Here is a 20,222-nt window from a genome sequence, read left to right on the forward strand (position 1 = left end):
GTAGGCGGATTGTCCTGCAACGCTTATGCCGGAATGTGAGTCGGCTTATGCATCGGGTGTCTTGTCCCCTCTCCCGCCTGCGGGAGAGGGTTAGGGTGAGGGCAGCGGCCTTGCAATATTGCGCGGACGTCATCGCCGCCCACCCTCACCCCAGCCCTCTCCCCAAGGGGAGAGGGGGCAATGCAGACGACGTATCACAACGTCGCCTCCGTTTCCACCGGCGCTGCCCGCACCATGCGCTTGAGCTCAGGAATGCACGACCCGCAGTTCGTCCCGCATTTCAGCGCCCCCTGCAGCGCCGCCAGCCGCTCGTCGGGGCTGCCGATGCAGCGCCCCAGCTCGGCCTCGATGGCGCGGTCGGTCACGTTGAAGCAGGCGCACACCGGCTTGCCGCGCGACTGCACGGCCACCGGCGCGCGGGCGCCCGGCGACAGCAGCAGGCGGCCGTAGCTCTGCGCGGGCAGTTCCTCGCGCAGCAGGGTGGCGATCCAGGCTTCGGCGCTGGTGTCGCCGCCCAGCAAAAAGGCTTCGAGCCCGGCGCTGCCGTCGGCGCGGCGCACCAGCCGCGCGGCGCGGCGCTGGCCGCGCCGGTGGTCGGCGTAGCGCAGGGTGTCGGCGGTCTGCAGGCCCAGCAGGGCTTCGATTTTGTCGACCAGCGCGGCGTCGGGCGCGTCGTGCGCGGCGGCGCGAAAAAGCACGCCGCTGCGCTCTTCTTCGCCCGGTGCGTTGCTCGCGAACGGCACGCAGGTGGCAAAGGGAAACAGCGCCATCAGCGGCTGCAGCGCGCGCTGGGCCGTGAGCGCGTCGCCGGCGGGCAGCCAGGCCATGGCCAGCAGCGACCACGGCAGCTCGGCCTTGAGGATCTTCACGGGCGTGTGCTTGAGCTCGGGCTGCTTCGAGGTCGGGCAGTAGGCCGGTGTGGTCAGCGCGTTGATGCCGGCGAGCCGCGTGCCGGTCGACGAACAGCCGCTCAGGTATTCCTCGCCCCAATGCATGGCGACGAAGGCCTGGCTCAGGCCGATCTCGGCGCTGGCGCGCGCGGGCAGCAGGATCGAGCCGCGCTTCGACGTGAGGTGCACCAGGTCGCCCTCGGCGATCTGGCGGCGCGCCATGTCCTGCGCGTTCATCTGCACCATGGGTTCGGCCACGTGGCCGAACAGCTTGCCGACCGTGCCGGTGCGGCTCATGCCGTGCCACTGGTCGCGCAGCCGGCCGGTGTTGAGCGAGAAGGGAAAGCGTGCCTCGCGCGCCTCGGCCACGGGCTTGTAGGGCGTGTCGACAAAGCGCGCGCGGCCGTCGGGCGTGGGGAACACGCCGTCTTCGTACAGGCGCACGCGGCCGGTGCGGTCGCCTTCCTTCAGCGGCCATTGCTGCGGGCCGGCGCGCTCGAGCATCGCGTAGCTCAGGCCGGTGATGTCGAGGTCGCGCCCGCGCGTGGATTCGCGGTGCTCGTTCCAGACCGATTCGGCGTTGTCGTAAGGGAACAGCGTGAAGCTGCGGCCCAACTGCCGTTCGAGCCGCTGCGCGAAGGCCACGGCGATCGACCAGTCGTTGCGCGCCTCGCCCGGTGCGGCCACGGCGGGGCGCACGCGCGAGATGCGGCGCTCGCTGTTGGTCACGGTGCCTTCCTTCTCGCCCCAGGTGGTGGCGGGCAGCAGCAGGTCGGCGAAGGCGCAGGTGGCGGTGGTGGCGAAGGCTTCCTGCACCACGACGAACTCGGCGCGTTCGAGTGCGCGGCGCACCGTGGCCTGGTCGGGCATCGACTGGGCGGGGTTGGTGCAGGCGATCCACAGTGCGCGGATCTCGCCGTCGGCCGCGGCCTGGAACATTTCCACGGCCGTCTTGCCGGGCTTCTCGGGCACCGAGCGTCCTTCACGATCCAGGCCCCACAGCGCGGCCACTTCGGCGCGGTGGTCCGGGTTCGCCAGGTCGCGGTGCGCGCTCAGCAGGTTGGCCAGGCCGCCCACCTCGCGTCCGCCCATTGCATTGGGCTGGCCCGTGAGAGAGAACGGGCCCGCGCCGGGCTTGCCGATCTGGCCCGTGGCCAGGTGCAGGTTGATGAGCGCGGCGTTTTTCGCCGTGCCGCTGGACGACTGGTTCAGGCCCTGGCAATACAGGCTCAGCGTGGCGGGCGAGGTGGCGAACATCCGCGCCGCCGCGAGCAGGTCGTCCTTCGGAATGCCGCAGATCTGCGCGACCGTGTCGGGCGTGCAGTCGCGCACGGTGGCCTTCAGTGCGTCGAAGCCGTTGGTGCGGGCCGCGATGTAGGCGGTGTCGGTCCAGCCTTCCCACAGCATCAGGTGCAGCATGCCGTGGAACAGCATCACGTCGGTGCCGGGCTGGATCGGCAGGAACAGGTCGGCGATCTCGACCGTGTCGGTGCGGCGCGGGTCGGCCACGACGATCTTCAGCGCCGGGTTCGCGGCCTTCGCGTCCTCGATGCGCCGGAACAGGATGGGGTGTGCCCACGCCGTGTTGCTGCCCACGATGAACAGGCACTCGGCGTGCTTCAGGTCGTCGTAGCAGGCCGGCGGCGCGTCGGCGCCCAGCGTCTGCTTGTAGCCCGCGACCGCGCTGCTCATGCACAGGCGCGAGTTGGTGTCGATGTTGTTGGTGCCGACCAGGCCCTTGGCCAGCTTGTTGAAGACGTAGTAGTCCTCGGTGAGCAGCTGACCCGACACGTAGAAGCCGACCGCGTCGGGGCCGTGGTCGCGCACCACTTGCGCGAACTTTCCGGCGGCGTGGTCGAGCGCGGTGTCCCAGCCGACGACTGCAGGCGCTTCGCCGCGCACCGCGCGCTGCATCGGCTGCAGCAAGCGCGTCTGGCGCGTGACGGTCGCGCTGGCCGTGAGGTGCAGGGTCGAGCCCTTGCTGCACAGGCGGCCGAAGTTGGCGGGATGGTCGGGATCGCCGCGCACGCCGGTGATCTGGTCGCCGGCGGATTCGATGACGACGCCGCAGCCGACGCCGCAGTACGGGCAGGTGGATTTCGTTTCCCGCAGCACGTCTTCTCCCGGGAGGCGAGGACTGGCGGCCTTGGCGATGGTGACGACGTTGTTCATGCGCACGCTGCTGCCCTCACCCTAGCCCTCTCCCAGAGGGAGAGGGGACAACACCTTCGGGCCGGCGACCGGGCGCTCCAGGTCGAGTGCGTGCGTGGCCAGCTCGCCGGTGTCGAGGTGCACCACGCCGTTTTCCAGCTTCACCGCGAACTTCGGCGTGCAGCCTTCGTCGGGCGAGCGGGCGCAGCCGTCGTCCAGGCCGATGGCCCAGTTGTGCAGCGGACAGGCCACGCTGGTGCCGAACACGATGCCCTGGCTCAGCGGGCCGCCCTTGTGCGGGCAGCGGTCGAGCAGTGCAAAGACCTGGTCCTCGGCATTGCGGAACACGGCCACATCCAGGCCGGCGGGCCGCATCACGCGGCGCGCGCCGAGCACGGGGATGTCGTCGAGGCGGCAGATGGCTTTCCAATCGCTCATGGTGGGCGCTCCTTGTTGTTCTGATGCGTGGCTCACACCGACAGCGGCGCAAACTGCCGCACATCCACCGAGGCCTGGGCCGACTCGAACCACGGATCGGGCTCGCCGTCGAGCGCGAACTGCAGCCGTTCCCACAGGGCCTGTCGGCCTTCGACGTCTTCGAGGATCTTCTTCTTCACGTAGTCCAGGCCCACGCGGCCGATGTAGTGCACGGTGCGCTCCAAGTACCAGCCTTCCTCGCGGTACAGCTGCAGGAAGGCGCCGGCGTGCTCCATCACTTCCTCGGCGGTCTTCACCTTCACGAGGAACTGCGCCACCTCGGTCTTGATGCCGCCGTTGCCGCCCACGTAGAGCTCCCAGCCGGAGTCGACGCCGATCACGCCCACGTCCTTGATGCCGGCCTCGGCGCAGTTGCGCGGGCAGCCCGACACGGCCAGCTTCACCTTGTGCGGCGAGTACATGGCCCACAGCGCGCGCTCCAGGTCCTTGCCCATTTGCGTGGAATCTTGCGTGCCGAAGCGGCACCACTCGCTGCCCACGCAGGTCTTCACCGTGCGCAGCGACTTGGCATAGGCAAAGCCCGAGGGCATGCCGATGTCCTTCCACACGCCTTCGAGGTCTTCCTTCTTCACGCCCAAGAGGTCGATGCGCTGGCCGCCCGTGACCTTGACGGTCGGGATCTTGTATTTGTCGGCCGCGTCGGCAATGCGGCGCAGTTCGTCGGGCGTGGTGTGGCCGCCCCACATGCGTGGAATGACGGAGTAGGTGCCGTCCTTCTGGATGTTGGCGTGGCTGCGTTCGTTGATGAAGCGGCTCTGCGGATCGTCCTTCGCCTCTTTGGGCCAGGTGCTGATGAGGTAGTAGTTGACGGCTGGGCGGCAGGTGGCGCAGCCGTTGGGCGTGCGCCAGCCCATGGCGCGGTACACGTCGTCGTGTGTGAGCCAGTGTTCCTTGCGGATCGCGTCGCGCACGTCCTGGTGGCTGGCTTCGGTGCAGCCGCAGATCGCCTTCTTCTTCGGTGTGGCCGAGTAGTCGCCACCGGCCGTGAACATCAGGATCTGCTCGACCAGCCCGGTGCACGAGCCGCAGCTGGCGCTGGCCTTGGTGTGCTTCTTCACCTCGTCGAGCGTGAACAGGCCCTTCTCCTTGATGGCCTTGCAGATGGTGCCCTTGTTCACGCCGTTGCAGCCGCACACCTCGGCGTCGTCGGGCATGCTCGCGGCCTTGCTGTGGCCCTCGTGGCCGGTGTCGCCGATGTTCGATTCGCCGAACATCAGCTTGTCGCGGATGTCGTGCACGCTGCGGCCGTCGCGCAGCAGCTTGAAGTACCAGCTGCCGTCCACCGTGTCGCCGTACAGGCAGGCGCCGATCAGCTTGTCGTCTTTCAGCACCAGCTTCTTGTAGACGCCGCCGAAGGGGTCGCTCATCACGATTTCTTCGGTGCCTTCGCCGCCCATGAACTCACCGGCGCTGAACAGGTCGATGCCCGTCACCTTGAGCTTGGTCGAGGTGAGCGAACCCAGGTAGCGGCCGATGCCGAACAGCGCCAGGTGGTTGGCCGCGACCTTGGCCTGCTCGAACAGCGGCGCCACCAGGCCGTAGGCGATGCCGCGGTGCGCCGCGCATTCGCCCACCGAGTAGATGCGCGCGTCGGTCACGGTCTGCATGGTGTCGGTCACGACGATGCCGCGGTTGCAGTGCAGGCGCATCTTCTCGGCCAGCTCGACGTTGGGGCGGATGCCCACGGCCATCACCACGAGGTCGGCCGCGACTTCGGTGCCGTCCTTGAAACGGATGGCCTTCACGCGGCCATCGTCGCCACCGACGAGGTCCTGCGTCTGCGCGCCCATGAGGAACTTCAGGCCACGGTCTTCGAGCGACTTCTGCAGCAGCTTGCCCGCCACGTCGTCGAGTTGGCGCTCCATGAGCCAGGGCATGACGTGCACGACGGTGACGGTCATGCCGCGCAGCATCAGGCCGTTGGCCGCTTCGAGGCCGAGCAGGCCGCCGCCGATGACCACCGCGTTCTTGTGCGTGCGCGCGGTCTCGATCATGTAGTCGGTGTCGGCGATGTCGCGGTAGGCGATCACGCCCTTCAGGTCCTTGCCCGGCACGGGCAGCATGAAGGGGTTGGAGCCGGTGCACATCAGCAGGCGGTCGTAGGGCGCCTCGGTGCCATCGTCCGCACGCACGATGCGGTTCACGCGGTCGACCTCGACCACCTTCTTGCCGGCGTGCAGCGTGATGTGGTTGTCTGAGTACCACTCCCAGCTGTTGAGCACGATCTCGTCGACCGTCTGTTCGCCCGCGAGCACGGGCGACAGCAGGATGCGGTTGTAGTTCGGGTGCGGCTCGGCGCCGAAGACGGTGATGTCGTACAGGTCGGGTGCGATCTTCAGCAGCTCTTCGAGCGTGCGCACGCCGGCCATGCCGTTGCCGACCATCACGAGTTTCATTTTCTTCATGGGGCGGGGCCTTTCAGGGAAATCAACCGAACGACGGCCCGCGGCGCGCGGTCAGAATCGCGCCATGAGCTTTGAAGTGGACATCGGCTACAGCAGCCAGCGCGGGCCGCGCGACGCGAACGAAGATTTCGCCGGCGCGGTGCATGCACCCGCTGGCGACGAAGCGCGCGGGCTCATCGCGGCCATTGCCGACGGGGTGTCGAGTGGCGGACGCGGCCGCGAAGCGGCGCAGACCACGGTGATGGGTTTGCTGGCCGACTACTTCGCCACGCCCGCGACCTGGGAACCGACCGCCGCGCTCGACCGTTTGATCGGCGCGCAGAACGGCTGGCTGGCCGACCACAACCGCCGGCGCCAGGGCAAGCAGGAGGGCGCCGGCACGGCGCTCACCACGCTCACCGCGCTGGTGCTGCACGGCCAGAGCTACACGCTCGCCCACGTGGGCGACACGCGCGCCTGGCGCGTGCGCGCCGACGGCGAGCCCGCGCAGCTGCTCACGCAAGACCATGCCTTCGATCACCCCGACATGCGCAGCCGGCTCACGCGCGCCATCGGCCTGGACGACCAGGTGCGCGTCGACTACGTGCAGGGCGACGTGCGCGTGGGCGACTGCTTCGTGCTCAGCACCGACGGCGTGCACGGCGTGCTCAGGCCGCAGCAGGTGGCCGCGCTCGCGCTGCAGGGCGATGCCGAAGCGGCGAGCGAGGCGCTCGTGCATGCGGCGCTCGACGCCGGCACGCGCGACAACGCGACCGCGCTGGTGATCCGCGTGGTGGGGCTCGACGCGCGCCAGCTCGACGACGAACTCGGCGACGGCCGACGCCTCGCACCGCCGCCCGTGCTCAAGGTGGGCGACGTGCTCGACGGCTACGTCGTCACCGCGCCCGTGGCTGACACCGGCGTGCACCTGCTGTACCAGGCGCGCCATCCGGTCACGCGCGAACTCGTTGCGCTCAAGACGCTGCATCCCTCGCGCGCCAGCGACCCGCAGGAGCGCGCGATGCTGGCGCACGAAGCGTGGCTGGGGCAGCGCGTGGGCGAGGGCGGCGGTTTCGTGCGCGTGCACGAGCGCGCGCCGGACGCCAGCGCGCTGTACATCGTGTTCGACTGGCACGGCGGGCGCACGCTCGAGCAGATGCGCAAGGACGGCGCGCGCGGCACCGTGGCCGAGGTGGTCGCCGCGGCCATCGAGGTGAGCCGCGCGCTCGGGCGGCTGCACCGCCACGGCGTGATCCACCGCGACATCAAGCCGGGCAACCTGCACCGGGGCGACGACGGCCGCTGGCGCATCCTCGACCTGGGCGTGGCGATCTCGGGCCGCGAGGGCGCGGCGCAGCGCGAGCTGCATGCGGGCACGCCGAGCTACATCAACCCCGAGCAGTGGGAAGAGGGTGGCGTGGCCGACGCGGGCAGCGACCTGTTCGCGCTCGGCGCCACGCTGTACCAGTGGCTGGGTGGGCACCTGCCCTACGGCGAGATCGAGCCCTACCAAGTGGCGCGCTACCGGCGCGATCCGGTCGCGCTCTCGCGCCTGCGGCCCGACGTGCCCGTGTGGCTCGACCATTTGGTGCGCAAGGCCGTGGCTCGGGATCCGCGCGAACGCTTCGAGACCGCCGAGGAGATGCTGCTCGCGCTGGAGCGCGGCGCCTCGCGCCCCGTGAACGCGCCCGCCGCCACGCCGCTGATCCGCCGCGACCCGCTCGCGCTGTACCAGCTCGCGCTCGGCGTGTCGGTGCTGTTCAACGTGCTGCTCATCGTGTGGCTTCTCTTCCTGCCACGTTGAGCGGGGGCGGGCGGCAAGGGTCATGAGCGGGCGGCCTTGCGAACGGGCGCGGGCTTTGCGGCAGCAGCAAGGGCGGGCGTGACGCGTGCGCGCCCACCTTTTTCGGCCCAGGTGCGCGTCCAGCGGATCTGCATCACGCGCATCACGCCGAGCATCACGAGCGACAGCAGCGCGAAGAAAACGAAGCCCCAGACATAGCTGCCCAGGTACTGCTTCGACAGGCCCATGGCGTTGGGCACGAGGCCGCCGCCGAGGGCGCCGATCTCGCCGATCATCGAGCCGGCCACTGCGGTGCTCGCGGGCCAGCGCAGGGGCACCAGCTGGAACAGCGCGCCGTTGCCCGCGCCCAGCGCGGCGAAGCACACGATGAGCAGCAGCGTGGTGAGCGCCAGCGAGCCTGACGAAAAGCCCACGAGCACGAGGCCCACGGCCACCACCAGCAGCACCACCGTGAGCGTGTTCACGCCGCCCCAGCGGTCGGACAGCCACCCGCCTACGATGCGCACCGCCGCACCCATGAAGGCCGCGAGCATCGTCAGCTGGCCGGCCTGCACCTTGCTCACGCCGAACTGGTCGTAGTAGTACGAGGGCAAAAAGGTCGTGAGGCCGATGAAACCGCCGAAGGTCACGCCGTAGATCAGGCTGAAGACCCAGCCGTCCTTCTCGAACAGGCAGGCGATGTGTGCGCGGAAGCTGCCGTGGGGGTCCACATCGGGCGGTTCCTTCGCGAACAGCACCATCACCACCATCGGGATCAGGATCGCGACTGCGGCGACGCCGTACACCGCCTGCCAGCCGAGCCACAGGGCGAGCGGCGGCGCCACCAGCACCGACACGGCCGTGCCCACGTTGCCCGCGCCCACCAGGCCCATGGCGAGGCCCTTGTGCTGCGGCGGAAACCAGCCCGAGCCCAGCGACAGCGCCACGCCGAAGCTCGCGCCGGCGATGCCCAGCAGCACGCCCATCGCGAGCAGGTCGTTGAAGCTCTTCACGAAGAAGAAGCCGAACAGCATCGCCACGGCGATGAGGCCCATCTCGACCAGCGTGGCCTTCTTGCGGCCGATGTACTGCGAGAGCAGGCCCAGCGGAAAGCGCATGAGCGCGCCCGCGATGATCGGCACCGACAGCATCAGGCCCTTCTGCGCGGGCGAGAGATCGAAGGTCTCGCCGATGAAGGGCGCCATGGCGCCGTTGAGCACCCAGATGCAGCAGGAGAACGAGAAGTACAGGAAGGCCGCGAACAGGGTCGGACTGTGGCCTGACTGCAAGAAATTCCTGAAACCTGACATGGTGTTCAAACGTGCAAAAAGCCGCGGCGCGACCGGGAGGCGGCCGTGTCGACGGACAGGGGTGGAGTCGGGGTACCGTCGGCGAACGCCGTCGGCATGGGGGGGGCCCGGCCTGAGAGTGGCCGGGTTGGATGCAGGAACCTGCAGCCTCACCAAAGCGGTGCTTCGTTACACCGTGCCCTGTTCGATGCAAGAGGCGTGCCCGCGAATTCAGGCTGGCGTGACCTATGCTTCCGGGGCCTTGCCACTCCTTGCCGCCATGTCCCTTCTCGTCGTCCTTTCCCCCGAACCCGCTGAGGGCGAGTCCTTGCCGGCGTCGCTGCAGCAGTCGATCGATGCCGCGGGCGTCGCGAGTGTCACGGTGCTGGGGCGTGCGGGCTGCCATACGCTGGTGCAGCGCACGCAGGCGCTTGCACCGTCGATGGTCCTGGTGCATCTGGATGAAACACCGCCGCAACTGGATGCGCTGCTCGAAGCGCTGGCCGCATGGCGCGGCGCACCGCCCTGCGCATTGGGTGTGATGAGCGCGCCGCTGGACGGCACGCAGCATGCCGCGCTCGTGGCCGCGGGCGTGCACGCGTGGGTACCCCACGAAGGCGTCGATTCGCTCGCCGCACTGATTGCGCAGGCGCAGGCCCGCTGGACGCGCGAGGCCGCGCTGCGCACCGAGCTCGACGGCCTGCGCACGCGCATGGACGAGCGCAAGTGGGTCGACCGCGCCAAGGGCCTGCTGATGTCCGCGCGCGGCATCGGCGAGGACGAAGCCTTCGGCCTGCTGCGCGGTGCCGCAATGCACGCCAACCTGCGGCTGGGCGAGGTGTCGCGCTCGGTCATCGAAGCTGCGCAGTGGGCCGAGGCGATCAACCGCGCGGGCCAGCTGCGCATGCTCTCGCAGCGGCTGGTGCGGGTGGCGGCGCAGCTCGCGGCCGGTATCGATGCGCAGCGTGCGCGCGTGCTGCGCACGCAATCGACCGAGCGGGTGCAGCAGACGCTGGATCATCTGGCGGCCCTCGAGCTGGGCCCGGCCGGCGTGCAGGCGCTCGGCGAGGTGCAGGCCGCGTGGACTGGGCTGGCTGCGCTGCTGGGCGCCAAGCCCGCGTCGACGGGGCTTGCTGCGATCGATGCGCGCGGTGAGGCCTTGCTGTCGGCGGCCGAATCCCTGACGGATGCGCTGGAGGCTTCGGGCGCGCGGCGCGCGCTGCGCATCGTCAACATCTGCGGACGGCAGCGCATGCGCGCGCAGCGGCTGGCGAAGGATGCATTGCTGGCCTCGACGCTCGCGGCCGGCGCCTCGCGCGACCGGCTGCTGCCGACCATGAACGAGTTCGAAGCCGCGCTGCTGGAGCTGGAGCGCGCACCGCTCAGCTCCCCCGAGATCCGCGCCGGGTTGGTGAGCGCGCGCGACGAGTGGCTGCGCCTCGTCGGCGGCGTGCAGGCGCTCGACAGCCCCGAAGGGCGCGCCACGCTGGTGCGTTCCAGCGAGGCGCTCGTGGACACCTTCGAGCGCCTGACCGGGTGGTACGAGCACAGCCTGCAGGTCATCATGTCTTGACGCCCGTGGTGCTGCGCCTGCGGGGTCAGGCCGCGGCCTTCTCCACATGCGCCTGGCGCGTGTAGAGAAAATCGATCACCGCCTTGCGTGCGTGCACATAGGCCGGGTCTTCGGCCAGCGCGACGCGGTTGCGCGGGCGCGCGATGTCCACCGCCAGCACCTCGCCGATGGTGGCGGCCGGGCCGTTGGTGAGCATCACGATGCGGTCGGACAGCAGCACGGCCTCGTCGACGTCGTGCGTGACCATGACGACCGTGCTGCGCGTCTTCTGCACGATGGCGAGCAGTTCGTCCTGCAGCTTGGCGCGGGTGAGGGCGTCGAGGGCGCCGAAGGGCTCGTCCATCAGCAGCACCTTGGGCTCCATCGACAGCGCACGGGCGAGGCCCACGCGCTGCTTCATGCCGCCCGAGATTTCGCCGGGCCGCTTCTGCGCCGCGGGCGTGAGGCCCACCAGCGCGAGCGCCGCATCGGTGCGTTCGCGCAGCTGCGCCTTGCTCTCGGTGGCCGCGAACACGCGCTCGACCGCGAGGTACACGTTCTCGAAGCAGGTGAGCCAGGGCAGCAGCGAGTGGTTCTGGAACACCACGGCGCGCTCGGGGCCCGGGCCCTTGATCTCCTTGTTGGCGCACAGCAGCACGCCCTGCGTGGGCGTGGTCAGGCCGGCGATGAGGTTCAGCAGCGTCGACTTGCCGCAGCCCGAGTGCCCGATGAGCGTGACGAACTCGCCCTTGGCCACGTTCAGGTTCACGTCGCGCAGCGCGACGAAGCGACCCTTGGGTGTCTTGAACGCCTGCTCGACGCCGTGGATCTCGATGTACTTCGAATCGTCGTTCATGATTTCACCTCTTCGAACGTGAATGCGGTAGCGAGCTTGATGAGCGCGAACTCCAGCACCAGACCGACGATGCCGATCACGAAGATCGCGATGATGATGTTGGCGACGTTGAGGTTGTTCCACTCGTCCCACACCCAGAAGCCGATGCCGACGCCGCCCGTGAGCATTTCGGCCGCGACGATCACCAGCCACGCGGTGCCGACGGCGAGCCGCACGCCCGTGAGCATGTAGGGCAGCACGGCCGGAAAGAGGATCTTGGTGAGGATCTTCCATTCGCTGAGGTTGAGCACCTTGGCCACGTTCATGTAGTCGCTCGGCACGCGCTGCACGCCGACCGCAGTGTTGATGACCATCGGCCAGATCGAGCAGATGAAGATGGTCCAGATCGCGGCCGGGTTGGCACCCTTGAACACCAGCAGGCCGATGGGCAGCCAGGCCAGCGGCGACACGGGGCGCAGCAGGCTGATCAGCGGGTTGAACATGCGCGAGAGGAACTCGAAGCGCCCGATGGCAAAGCCGGCCGGAATGCCGACCGCCGCCGCGAGGCCGAAGCCCAGTGCCACGCGCTGCAGCGACGAGAGCACGTTCCAGCCCACGCCCTGGTCGTTCGGACCCTTGCTGTAGAACGGATCGCTGAACACCGTGAGCGCCTGCTGCCAGGTGGCGAGCGGCGTGGGGAAACCGGTGGTGCTCTTCATGGCCACGATCTCCCAGACCAGCACCAGCAGGCCGAAACCCAGGAGCGGCGGGAGCACGCGCATCCAGAAGGCGCGCAGGTCGAGAGGCGTGCGTGGCTTCTTCTCTTTCTCCGCGCGGGGGAGCGGGGCGGCCTTGGCGTGGGCCGCACCCTCACCCCGGCTCTCTCCCGCATGCGGGAGAGGGAGGGATGCGTTCAGGGGCGAGTGAAAGACGGCGCTGACCATGGTGTGTTTCTCCTCGAACATCAAACGTGCAACTTGAACGAGTCCGCGTACTTCTTCGGGTCCTTGCCGTCCCAGACGGTGCCGTCGAAGAGCTTGCTGCTGCGCATCGTGTCCTTGGGCACGGGCGTCTGCGTGGCGGCAGCGGCCTGCTTGTAGATGTCGATGCGGTTGATCTCGGTGGCCACCTTCAGGTAGTCGGGGTGCTCCTTCAGCAGGCCCCAGCGCTTGTGCTGCGTGAGGAACCACATGCCGTCCGACAGGTACGGGAAGTTCACGGCGCCGCCGTTGTAGAACTTCATGTGGTTGGGGTCGTCCCAGCTCTTGCCCAGGCCGTTGACGTAGCGGCCCAGGATGCGCTGGTTGATGGCGTCCACGCTGGTGTTGACGTAGCTCTTGTCGGCGATGGTCTCGGCCATCTTGTTCTTGTTCTGCAGGCCGGCGTCGATCCACTTGCTGGCCTCGAGGATGGCGGCGGTGACGGCGCGCGCGGTGTTCGGGTACTTCTTCGTGAACTCCGCGGTGCAGCCGAGCACTTTCTCGGGGTGGTCCTTCCAGATGTCCTGCGTGGTGATCGCCGTGATGCCGATGCCGTCCATGATCGCGCGCTGGCCCCAGGGCTCGCCCACGCAGTAGCCGTCCATGTTGCCCACGCGCATGTTCGCGACCATCTGCGGGGGCGGCACGGTGATGTTCTTCACGTCCTTGAATGGGTCGATGCCGGCGGAGGCGAGCCAGTAGTACAGCCACATGGCGTGCGTGCCGGTGGGGAAGGTCTGGGCGAAGGTGTATTCGCGCTTCTCCGTCGCAATCAGCTTGGCGAGCGAGGCCGCATCGACCGCGCCCTTGTCGGCCAGCTTCTTCGAGAGCGTGATCGCCTGGCCGTTGTTGTTGAGGGTCATGAGCACGGCCATGTCCTTCTTGGGGCCGCTCAGGCCCAGGTGCATGCCGTAGACGAGGCCGTAGAGCACGTGCGCCATGTCCAGGTCGCCGTTGGAGAGCTTGTCGCGCACGCCGGCCCAGCTGGCTTCCTTGCTGGGCACGATCTTCACGCCGTACTTCTTGTCGATGCCCAGCACCGAGGCCATCACCACGCTGGCGCAGTCGGTCAGCGGGATGAAGCCGATCTTCACTTCTTCCTTCTCCGGCTTGTCCGAGCCCTGGGCCCAGACGGCGGCGCGCAGCGCGGGGTCGATGCCCACGGCGCCGAGGGCGGCGGCCTGCAGCACGCGGCGCCGGCTCAGTTTGGTTGTCAGCAGCAGATCGGACATGGGCGGGGCTCCAGAAGTGAAAGACAAAAACGAAAAGGCGTCCGCACCGCGCAGGGGCCGCTCGTGAACGAGCCCTTGCGGGATGGGGACGCCTTTGTCCGGATCGGTGGGCCGCACCCGCCGTTGGGTGCAACCTGCCTCAAGACCTTGCGGTCTGTGACAAGCTCCATGCAAGCGGTGTGCCAGCCCGGAATCGCCGTTGGAAGCTATGGAAAAGATAGCTGGCAAGGCGCGCCGGTGCAGGGGAAAGTTCCTGCCGGCCTGCGAAACCGGGCGACGCACAACTGTTGTGCGCTGCACCAATCCAAGCGGCCCGGGTCAGCGCCGCGGTGCAGGTTCGAGCGGCAGATAGTCGGCCATGGCCAGCATCGACTCGGCCACGTCGACAAGGCGGCGCTTCTGGTTCATGGCGGTCTGGCGCAGCATCTTGTGCGCCTCGGCCTCGCTCAGGCGGCGGTGCGCCATCAGCAGGCCCTTGGCGCGCTCGACGATCTTGCGTTCGTTGAGCGAGGCGCGCACGGTGTCGAGTTCGTCGCTCATGGCCTGCAGGCGCTGCGACTGCTCCTGGACCATGTCGAGCACCGAGCGCTCGAGGTGGTGCCCGAGCTGCGCGGGCGTGGCATCTTGCGCTTGGGCATCGTCGAAGAACAGCGCGCCGCCGGCCTGCGGGGCCAGCGTGCCGAGCAGTTGCCGGTACGCGGCCAGCTCGCTGCGTGCCTGGGCGGTCTTGTGGTCGCACAGCGCGCGCAGGTCGGCGGAGAGGCGGTTCTCGACCGTCTGCATGGCGTCGATGCGCCGCGTGCAGCAATCGAACCAGGCCTGGCTCAGCAGCGCATCGGCCGGCACCGAGGTGGCGCCCTTGCGGCGCAGGCGTTCGAGCTCGGCCAGCACGGTGTCGGACTGGCTGTCGTGCCAGAGCGCGCGCACGGCGTCGCCCGAGAAATCGATGAACACCTGGAAACAGCGTTCCTGCGACTCGATGAGGTGCCGCCATTGCTGGCGCTGCGCCTCGTCGCCGCGGCCCAGTGCGAGCGCGGCGGCGCCGAAGGCGCGCTCCTGGCCCGCGAACTCCTTGCCCTGCATGAAGTTGAACATCGCCACCAGCAGGCGCGAGATTTCGGGGTCGGTGGCGCCGTCGGCCGCCTCGAAGACCACGGCCAGCAGGCCGGCGACCAGCTTGGCGAAGGCGGCCACGGCCTGCGCCGGCTGGAGGCCGAGCGCGTCGATGCGCTGGCGCAGCGCGGGCAGGGCGTCCAGGCCGGGCAGCACCCAGGCGATGCGGCTGAACAGGCGCGCGCCGTGGCCGGCGCCCACCACGCGGTGGTGCTCGGCCTCGAGCCGGTCGAATCCGGCACGCACCTGCTGTTCGAGCGCGAGGCATTCGGCGATCTGCGGGCCGCGCTGGTCGGCGAAGCGCCCGCCGTGCGAGGCGAGAAACACGTTCGACATGCCGCGCTCGCGCTGCAGCGCATGCACGAGCCGCCCGATCGCGCCGACCAGCTCGCTGGTGCGCGCGAGCTGGTCCAGCGCGTCGATCTCGCATCGGCGCGCGGCGATCAGGAAGTTCAGGCCGGAAGTCATTCGTGGGGGAGTGGGGAGGGCGCACCCCACTCGTGCAACTTCCGTGCCTCGCTTGCCCCTTCGCGGGCGCCGCCGACGGGCGACCCCTACACTCGGCGCCATGCTCTTGTTGGGAATCGAATCATCCTGCGACGAGACCGGCGTGGCGCTGGTCGAGTCGCACGGCGACGCGCTGCCGCTGCTGCGTTCGCACGCGCTGCACAGCCAGATCGCCATGCACCAGGCCTACGGCGGCGTGGTGCCCGAGCTGGCCAGCCGCGACCACATCCGCCGCGTGCTGCCGCTCACCGAAGCCGTCATGGCCGAGGCCGGGCGCTCGCTCGCCGAGATCGACGTGGTGGCCTACACGCGCGGCCCGGGCCTGGCCGGCGCGCTGCTCGTGGGCGCGGGCGTGGCCTGTGCGCTCGGCGTGGCGCTGGGCAAGCCGGTGCTGGGCGTGCATCACCTCGAAGGGCATCTGCTGTCGCCGTTCCTGAGCGCCGATCCGCCCGAATTTCCGTTCGTGGCGCTGCTGGTGTCGGGCGGCCACACGCAGCTGATGCGGGTCGACGGCGTGGGCCGCTACGAACTGCTCGGCGAAACCATCGACGACGCGGCCGGCGAGGCCTTCGACAAGAGCGCCAAGCTCATGGGCCTGCCGTATCCCGGCGGCCCCTGGCTCGCGAAGCTGGCCGAAGACGGCGACGCCGCGGCCTTCAAGCTGCCGCGACCGCTGCTGCACAGTGGCGACCTCGACTTTTCGTTCGCCGGCCTGAAGACGGCCGTGCTCACGCAGGCCAAGAAGCTCGGCGACCAGCTCGACGTGCGCAAGGCCGACCTGGCGGCGTCCACGCAGGCGGCGATCGTCGAGGTGCTGCTGAAGAAATCGCTCGCGGCGCTCGACCAGACCGGCCTGAAGCGGCTGGTGGTGGCGGGCGGCGTGGGGGCCAACAGGAACCTGCGCGAGCAGCTGAACGCGGCGTGCGCCAAGCGCAAGGTGCGTGTGCATTACCCCGAGCTGCACCTGTGCACCGACAACGGCGCCATGATCGCCATGGCCGCCGCGATGCGGTTGCAGTCGGGCCTGTCGCAGGCCTCGGAGCGCTACGCCTTCGATGTCAAGCCGCGATGGCCGATGGCATCGCTGATGACGCCAGAGACGCCACTGCCGGAAACCGCCTAGCCGGCGCGCGTGCGCCGCGCCCCAGCGCGGGCAGCGGCAGCACGTCGAGCACATTGCGCCAGAGCTGGCGCCACTCGGGCCAGTCGTGGCCGCCTTCGGTGGTGAACACGCGTCCCGGCGGCAAGGCGTCGGCCAGCAGCTTGTGATTGCTGGCAAAGCGGTCGGCCAGGCCGAAACCCAGGTACAGCGGCGGCAGGTCTTTGTCAGGCTTGGGCGCCAGGTACTGCTGGAAGAAGGGCCAGAGCTTGCGGTCGGGTTCTTCGTCGGGCTGCGGCCCGGTGGGCGCCTGCCAGGCGCGCAGGCCGCCGGCCTTCTTGATCTCCGCGCCGAGCACGCGGCGTCCGAGGTAGGGCGCCAGCGCCACGATGCCGTCCACCGAGCCCGGCCGCGCCAGTTCGTGGATCAACGCGCCGAACCCACCGATGGAAATGCCGACCAGCCAGATCGAGGTGTAGCCCTTGGCCCGCTGGGGCTCGATGACGTCGGCGTGCAGCCTCTCGCTCAAAGTCTGGTCGTAGTAGTAGGAGACGTCTGCATCCACCAGCAGCGCGTCGGCGGCCAGGTGCCGCTCGCGCACCGCACTGATGAAACCCTCGCGCTCGAACTCTTCGGGCTTGAGGTAAGCCCCTGGCAGGAAGATCAGGAGCGTGTCCGATTGTTCGGTGTCATTGGCTGACTGCAGGTGCGTTTTCATGGTGCCTTGAGGCACACCCGCTGTCCGCACCGCCCCGGGAACTCGATGCGTTTACGAGATGCCCACGAAGAAGAAAGTACTAATAAATCGTCACATCATGTGACGTTATACGGCACTATTGTGAATACGACGCTTGTTTAAAGTCAAAACAAGCTGTCACTAACATTTTCTTCGTGGGGGCATCGCTCGGACTAGTTGATCTGCAAGTTCGAAACCTGGCTTGCCGGCACCAGCTTGCCGAGCTTCAGGGTCAGCACGCCGTTCTCCAGCTTGGCGTCGCTGGTGGCCAGGTCGATGGCTTGCGGCAGCTCGTAGGCGAGCTTGATCTGGCGCTTGGCTTCGGCCTTGCTCTCGATGCGGACCACGGCGCCTTCGATGGCCACCGACAGGTCTTCACGCGACAGGCCGGGCACGTCGAGCGACAGGGTCCAGCTCTTGTCGTCCTGCTCGACCAGGGGAGAGCGGCGGGCGCCGGCAAAAGCCTCGTTCACGAAGCGCTCGAAAGCGCGGTCGTGGGCACGGGGAGCGAAATGCGCGGTGCGCAGGGTGGGGGCGAAAAACATGGCTGAAACTCCTGGATGAATGAACACAACGGGGACATGGAATGTGTGTCCCTTACACTGCGCGGCCTTTCCATCGTGAGTGCCGCTTGACACCTCATCTAGGCGCATCGGCACGCGTTTCAAGACAATGAAATCCCCCTTTATTTGGCGCCGCCAGGCCTTGAAATTCGCAGCGGCGGCGCTATGCGCGACCCCGTTCGCCGGCTTCGCGCAGGCCCCGCAACCCGCGCCCATCCGGCTGGCGCTCATCGAGAGCATGAGCGGCCCGTTTGCCAACACCGGCGAGGCCGTGTTTCGCAACCTGCTGTGGGCCGTGGAGCGCGTGAACGCACGCGGCGGCGTGAAGCTGCCCGGCGGCGCACGGCCGCTGCAGCTCGACCGCTACGACAGCAAGGGCCAGAACGAAGAAGCACTGTCGGCACTGCGCGCGGCCATGGACGACGGCACCCGCATCGTGCTGCAGGGCAACTCGTCGGTGACGGCGGCGGCGCTGATCGATGCCATCGACAAGAACAACGAGCGCGACCCCGCGCGGCGCGTGATCTTCCTGAACTACTCGGCGGTCGATCCGGTGCTGACCAACGAGCGCTGCAGCTTCTGGCACTTCCGTTTCGACGCCCATGCCGACATGCGCGTGGCCGCGCTGATGGACGTGGTGAAAGACGACGCGGCGCTCAAGCGCGTCTACCTGATCGGCCAGGACTACAGCTTCGGCCAGGCCGTGCTGCGCGAATCGCGCCGCCAGCTCGGCGCGCAGCGCCCCGAGGTGGAGATCGTCGGCGACGAGTTGCACCCGATGGGCAAGGTGAAGGACTTCGCGCCCTACGCCACCAAGATCCTCGCCAGCGGCGCGCAGGCCGTGGTCACCGGCAACTGGGGCAACGACCTCACGCTGCTCGTGAAGGCCGCGCGCGAAGCCGGATTCAATGGCACCTTCTACACCTTCTACGGCAACGCACTGGGCGCGCCCGCCGCCATCGGCGATGCAGGCATCGGCCGCGTGGTTGCGGTGGCCGACTGGCTGCCGAACGTGCAGACGCCGCAGTCCGAAGCCTTCTACCGCGCGTTCCGCACGCGCTTTCCGCGGCCGGCCGACGACTACGTGCACATGCGCATGCAGTTGCTGGTCGAGTCGCTCGCGCAGGCGCTGGAACGCGCGGGCAGCACCGAGGCCGTGCCGCTGGCGCGTGCGCTGGAGCAGGCCGACGTGAGCCTGTACGGCCAGCGCGGCCGCATGCGCGCGGCCGACCATCAGTTCCAGCAACAGCTCGTCGTCGGCGTGATGGACAAGCAGGGCAAGCCCGGCGTGCAGTTCGACGTCGAGGGCTCGGGCTACGGGTTCCGCGTGATCAAGACGATCGCGCCCGAGCGCGCCGAGCAGCCGACCTCTTGCAAGATGAAGCGCCCTTGAATGGCCTTTGAGCGAACGACACCCGACAGCACAGGAACTCCCAGACATGCGTGAAGCCATCCACCACCTCGAAGCCTCGAAGATCCGCGAAGTCGCCAATGCCGGCATGGGCCGCGACGACGTGCTCGCCTTCTGGTTCGGCGAGAGCGACGAGGTCACTCCCGAGGTGATCCGCCAGGCGGCCATCGAGTCGCTGCAGCGCGGCGAAACCTTCTACGCGCACAACCTCGGCCTGCCCGAACTGCGCGAAGCCATTGCGCGCTACACGAGCCGCCTGCATCCGGCGGTCGAGGCCTCGCGCATCGCCGTCACTTCGGGCGGCGTGAGCGCGCTCATGCTCGCGGTGCAGGCGCTGGTCGATGCGGGCGACGACGTGGTCGCCGTCACGCCGGTGTGGCCCAACCTCACGGCGCAGCCGGCGATCATGGGCGCGCACGTGCGCACCGTGTCGCTGGTGCCGGTGAACGGCGAGTGGACGCTCGACCTGCCCGCACTGCGCGCCGCGGTCACGCCGAAGACGAAGCTGCTGATCGTCAACGCACCGAACAACCCCACGGGCTGGACGATGACGCGCGACGAGCAGCAGGCCGTGCTCGACCACTGCCGCGAGACCGGCACCTGGATCCTGGCCGACGAGGTGTACGAGCGGCTGTACTTCGAGCCCACACCGAATGGCTGTGCGCCGAGCTTTCTCGACATCTCGACGCCGGACGACCGCCTGGTTGTGACGCACAGCTTCTCGAAGAGCTTCCTCATGACCGGCTGGCGCCTCGGCTGGCTGGTGCTGCCGCCGGCGATGGTCGACGGCATCGGCAAGCTGATCGAGTTCAACACCTCGTGCGCGAGCGTGTTCACGCAGCGCGCCGCCATCGCGGCGCTTGAGCACACGGCCGACATTACGCCGCGTGTGGTCGCACACCTGAAGCAGTGCCGCGACACGCTGGTGCCGCTGCTGGCGGCCCTGCCGGGCGTGCAGGTGGCGCCGGCCAAGGGCGGCATGTATGCCTTCTTCCGGCTCGAAGGTTTTGGCGATTCGCTCGAGCTCGCCAAGCGCCTCGTCGCCGAAGCGGGCCTGGGGCTCGCACCGGGCAACGCCTTCGCGCCCGAGGCGCAGGGCTGGCTGCGCTGGTGCTTCGCGTCGAAAGACCCGCAGCGGCTGGTGCAGGGCGTCGAGCGGCTGCGCGGCTGGCTGGCGAAGCAGCAGGGCTGAGGTTTTT

The 20,222-nt window shown here is 68.7% G+C and carries 15 protein-coding genes; 5 read left to right on the forward strand and 10 right to left on the reverse strand.

Annotated features, from left to right (window positions below):
- Nucleotides 1-194: 194 nt before the first annotated feature.
- From GFK26_RS17275 to nirB, 3 genes are all read right to left on the reverse strand, one after another.
- The gene (locus tag GFK26_RS17275; protein ID WP_153285996.1) at nt 195-3,002 is read right to left on the reverse strand and encodes a nitrate reductase; all 2,808 of its coding nucleotides are present in this window, start codon (nt 3,000-3,002) and stop codon (nt 195-197) included.
- Between the two features lie 81 nt (nt 3,003-3,083).
- Entirely contained in the window at nt 3,084-3,479 is a 396-nt protein-coding gene (nirD, locus tag GFK26_RS17280; RefSeq protein WP_153283038.1) for a nitrite reductase small subunit NirD, read from the reverse strand.
- Nucleotides 3,480-3,511: 32 nt separating this feature from the next.
- Nucleotides 3,512-5,944 (reverse strand): nitrite reductase large subunit NirB, encoded by a 2,433-nt coding sequence (gene nirB, locus GFK26_RS17285; protein WP_153283039.1) that lies wholly within the window; start codon nt 5,942-5,944, stop codon nt 3,512-3,514.
- Between the two features lie 64 nt (nt 5,945-6,008).
- Between nirB and GFK26_RS17290 the strand changes: the two genes are divergently transcribed.
- On the forward strand, nt 6,009-7,727 hold the full coding sequence (locus GFK26_RS17290; RefSeq protein ID WP_153283040.1) for a bifunctional protein-serine/threonine kinase/phosphatase: 1,719 nt from the start codon (nt 6,009-6,011) through the stop codon (nt 7,725-7,727).
- Between the two features lie 20 nt (nt 7,728-7,747).
- On the opposite strand, the gene GFK26_RS17295 is transcribed toward GFK26_RS17290, so the two are convergent.
- Complete coding sequence (locus GFK26_RS17295) at nt 7,748-9,016, reverse strand: MFS transporter (RefSeq protein ID WP_153283041.1); 1,269 nt, start codon at nt 9,014-9,016, stop codon at nt 7,748-7,750.
- A 259-nt stretch (nt 9,017-9,275) separates the two neighbouring features.
- Between GFK26_RS17295 and GFK26_RS17300 the strand changes: the two genes are divergently transcribed.
- Nucleotides 9,276-10,568, forward strand: coding sequence for a type IV pili methyl-accepting chemotaxis transducer N-terminal domain-containing protein (locus tag GFK26_RS17300; protein WP_153283042.1), 1,293 nt, complete (start codon nt 9,276-9,278; stop codon nt 10,566-10,568).
- Nucleotides 10,569-10,593: 25 nt separating this feature from the next.
- Here the strand turns inward: GFK26_RS17300 and GFK26_RS17305 are convergent, their stop codons facing one another.
- The 4 genes from GFK26_RS17305 to GFK26_RS17320 form a co-directional block, all read right to left on the reverse strand.
- Complete coding sequence (locus tag GFK26_RS17305; protein ID WP_153283043.1) at nt 10,594-11,403, reverse strand: ABC transporter ATP-binding protein; 810 nt, start codon at nt 11,401-11,403, stop codon at nt 10,594-10,596.
- Nucleotides 11,400-12,326: a nitrate ABC transporter permease gene (gene ntrB / locus GFK26_RS17310; protein WP_153283044.1), complete on the reverse strand. Its 927-nt coding sequence runs from the start codon at nt 12,324-12,326 to the stop codon at nt 11,400-11,402. Before ntrB ends, GFK26_RS17305 begins: the two co-directional genes overlap by 4 nt.
- A 20-nt stretch (nt 12,327-12,346) precedes the next feature.
- On the reverse strand, nt 12,347-13,594 hold the full coding sequence (locus tag GFK26_RS17315; protein ID WP_153283045.1) for a CmpA/NrtA family ABC transporter substrate-binding protein: 1,248 nt from the start codon (nt 13,592-13,594) through the stop codon (nt 12,347-12,349).
- Nucleotides 13,595-13,912: 318 nt separating this feature from the next.
- Nucleotides 13,913-15,175 carry a nitrate regulatory protein gene (locus GFK26_RS17320; RefSeq protein WP_153283046.1) on the reverse strand — a complete coding sequence of 421 codons (1,263 nt, stop codon included), beginning with the start codon at nt 15,173-15,175 and terminating at the stop codon, nt 13,913-13,915.
- A gap of 100 nt (nt 15,176-15,275) precedes the next feature.
- On the opposite strand from GFK26_RS17320, the gene tsaD reads away from it, so the two are divergent.
- Nucleotides 15,276-16,337 (forward strand): tRNA (adenosine(37)-N6)-threonylcarbamoyltransferase complex transferase subunit TsaD, encoded by a 1,062-nt coding sequence (tsaD, locus tag GFK26_RS17325; protein ID WP_153283047.1) that lies wholly within the window; start codon nt 15,276-15,278, stop codon nt 16,335-16,337.
- Here the strand turns inward: tsaD and GFK26_RS17330 are convergent.
- Both GFK26_RS17330 and GFK26_RS17335 read right to left on the reverse strand, forming a co-directional pair.
- Nucleotides 16,273-17,031, reverse strand: a complete 759-nt coding sequence (locus GFK26_RS17330; protein WP_153283048.1) for an alpha/beta hydrolase — start codon at nt 17,029-17,031, stop codon at nt 16,273-16,275. The genes tsaD and GFK26_RS17330 overlap by 65 nt on opposite strands.
- A gap of 191 nt (nt 17,032-17,222) precedes the next feature.
- The gene (locus tag GFK26_RS17335; RefSeq protein WP_153283049.1) at nt 17,223-17,594 is read right to left on the reverse strand and encodes an Hsp20/alpha crystallin family protein; all 372 of its coding nucleotides are present in this window, start codon (nt 17,592-17,594) and stop codon (nt 17,223-17,225) included.
- 127 nt (nt 17,595-17,721) lie between these two features.
- Here GFK26_RS17335 and GFK26_RS17340 point away from each other — a divergent pair, with 127 nt between their 5' ends.
- On the forward strand, nt 17,722-19,005 hold the full coding sequence (locus GFK26_RS17340) for a branched-chain amino acid ABC transporter substrate-binding protein (protein WP_153283050.1): 1,284 nt from the start codon (nt 17,722-17,724) through the stop codon (nt 19,003-19,005).
- 46 nt (nt 19,006-19,051) lie between these two features.
- Entirely contained in the window at nt 19,052-20,215 is a 1,164-nt protein-coding gene (locus GFK26_RS17345) for a pyridoxal phosphate-dependent aminotransferase (RefSeq protein WP_153283051.1), read from the forward strand.
- The last annotated feature ends 7 nt before the right edge of the window (nt 20,216-20,222 follow it).

Source organism: Variovorax paradoxus, assembly GCF_009498455.1.
Taxonomy (GTDB): domain Bacteria; phylum Pseudomonadota; class Gammaproteobacteria; order Burkholderiales; family Burkholderiaceae_C; genus Variovorax; species Variovorax paradoxus_H.

Excerpts from the sequence above, each read along its gene's own strand:
- nirD (WP_153283038.1), bottom strand. The coding sequence starts at position 3,479 with ATGAGCGATTGGAAAGCCATCTGCCGCCTCGACGACATCCCCGTGCTC.
- nirB (WP_153283039.1), bottom strand. The coding sequence starts at position 5,944 with ATGAAGAAAATGAAACTCGTGATGGTCGGCAACGGCATGGCCGGCGTG.
- GFK26_RS17290 (WP_153283040.1), top strand. The coding sequence starts at position 6,009 with ATGAGCTTTGAAGTGGACATCGGCTACAGCAGCCAGCGCGGGCCGCGC.
- GFK26_RS17295 (WP_153283041.1), bottom strand. The coding sequence starts at position 9,016 with ATGTCAGGTTTCAGGAATTTCTTGCAGTCAGGCCACAGTCCGACCCTG.
- GFK26_RS17300 (WP_153283042.1), top strand. The coding sequence starts at position 9,276 with ATGTCCCTTCTCGTCGTCCTTTCCCCCGAACCCGCTGAGGGCGAGTCC.
- GFK26_RS17305 (WP_153283043.1), bottom strand. The coding sequence starts at position 11,403 with ATGAACGACGATTCGAAGTACATCGAGATCCACGGCGTCGAGCAGGCG.
- ntrB (WP_153283044.1), bottom strand. The coding sequence starts at position 12,326 with ATGGTCAGCGCCGTCTTTCACTCGCCCCTGAACGCATCCCTCCCTCTC.
- GFK26_RS17315 (WP_153283045.1), bottom strand. The coding sequence starts at position 13,594 with ATGTCCGATCTGCTGCTGACAACCAAACTGAGCCGGCGCCGCGTGCTG.
- GFK26_RS17320 (WP_153283046.1), bottom strand. The coding sequence starts at position 15,175 with ATGACTTCCGGCCTGAACTTCCTGATCGCCGCGCGCCGATGCGAGATC.
- tsaD (WP_153283047.1), top strand. The coding sequence starts at position 15,276 with ATGCTCTTGTTGGGAATCGAATCATCCTGCGACGAGACCGGCGTGGCG.
- GFK26_RS17330 (WP_153283048.1), bottom strand. The coding sequence starts at position 17,031 with ATGAAAACGCACCTGCAGTCAGCCAATGACACCGAACAATCGGACACG.
- GFK26_RS17335 (WP_153283049.1), bottom strand. The coding sequence starts at position 17,594 with ATGTTTTTCGCCCCCACCCTGCGCACCGCGCATTTCGCTCCCCGTGCC.
- GFK26_RS17340 (WP_153283050.1), top strand. The coding sequence starts at position 17,722 with ATGAAATCCCCCTTTATTTGGCGCCGCCAGGCCTTGAAATTCGCAGCG.
- GFK26_RS17345 (WP_153283051.1), top strand. The coding sequence starts at position 19,052 with ATGCGTGAAGCCATCCACCACCTCGAAGCCTCGAAGATCCGCGAAGTC.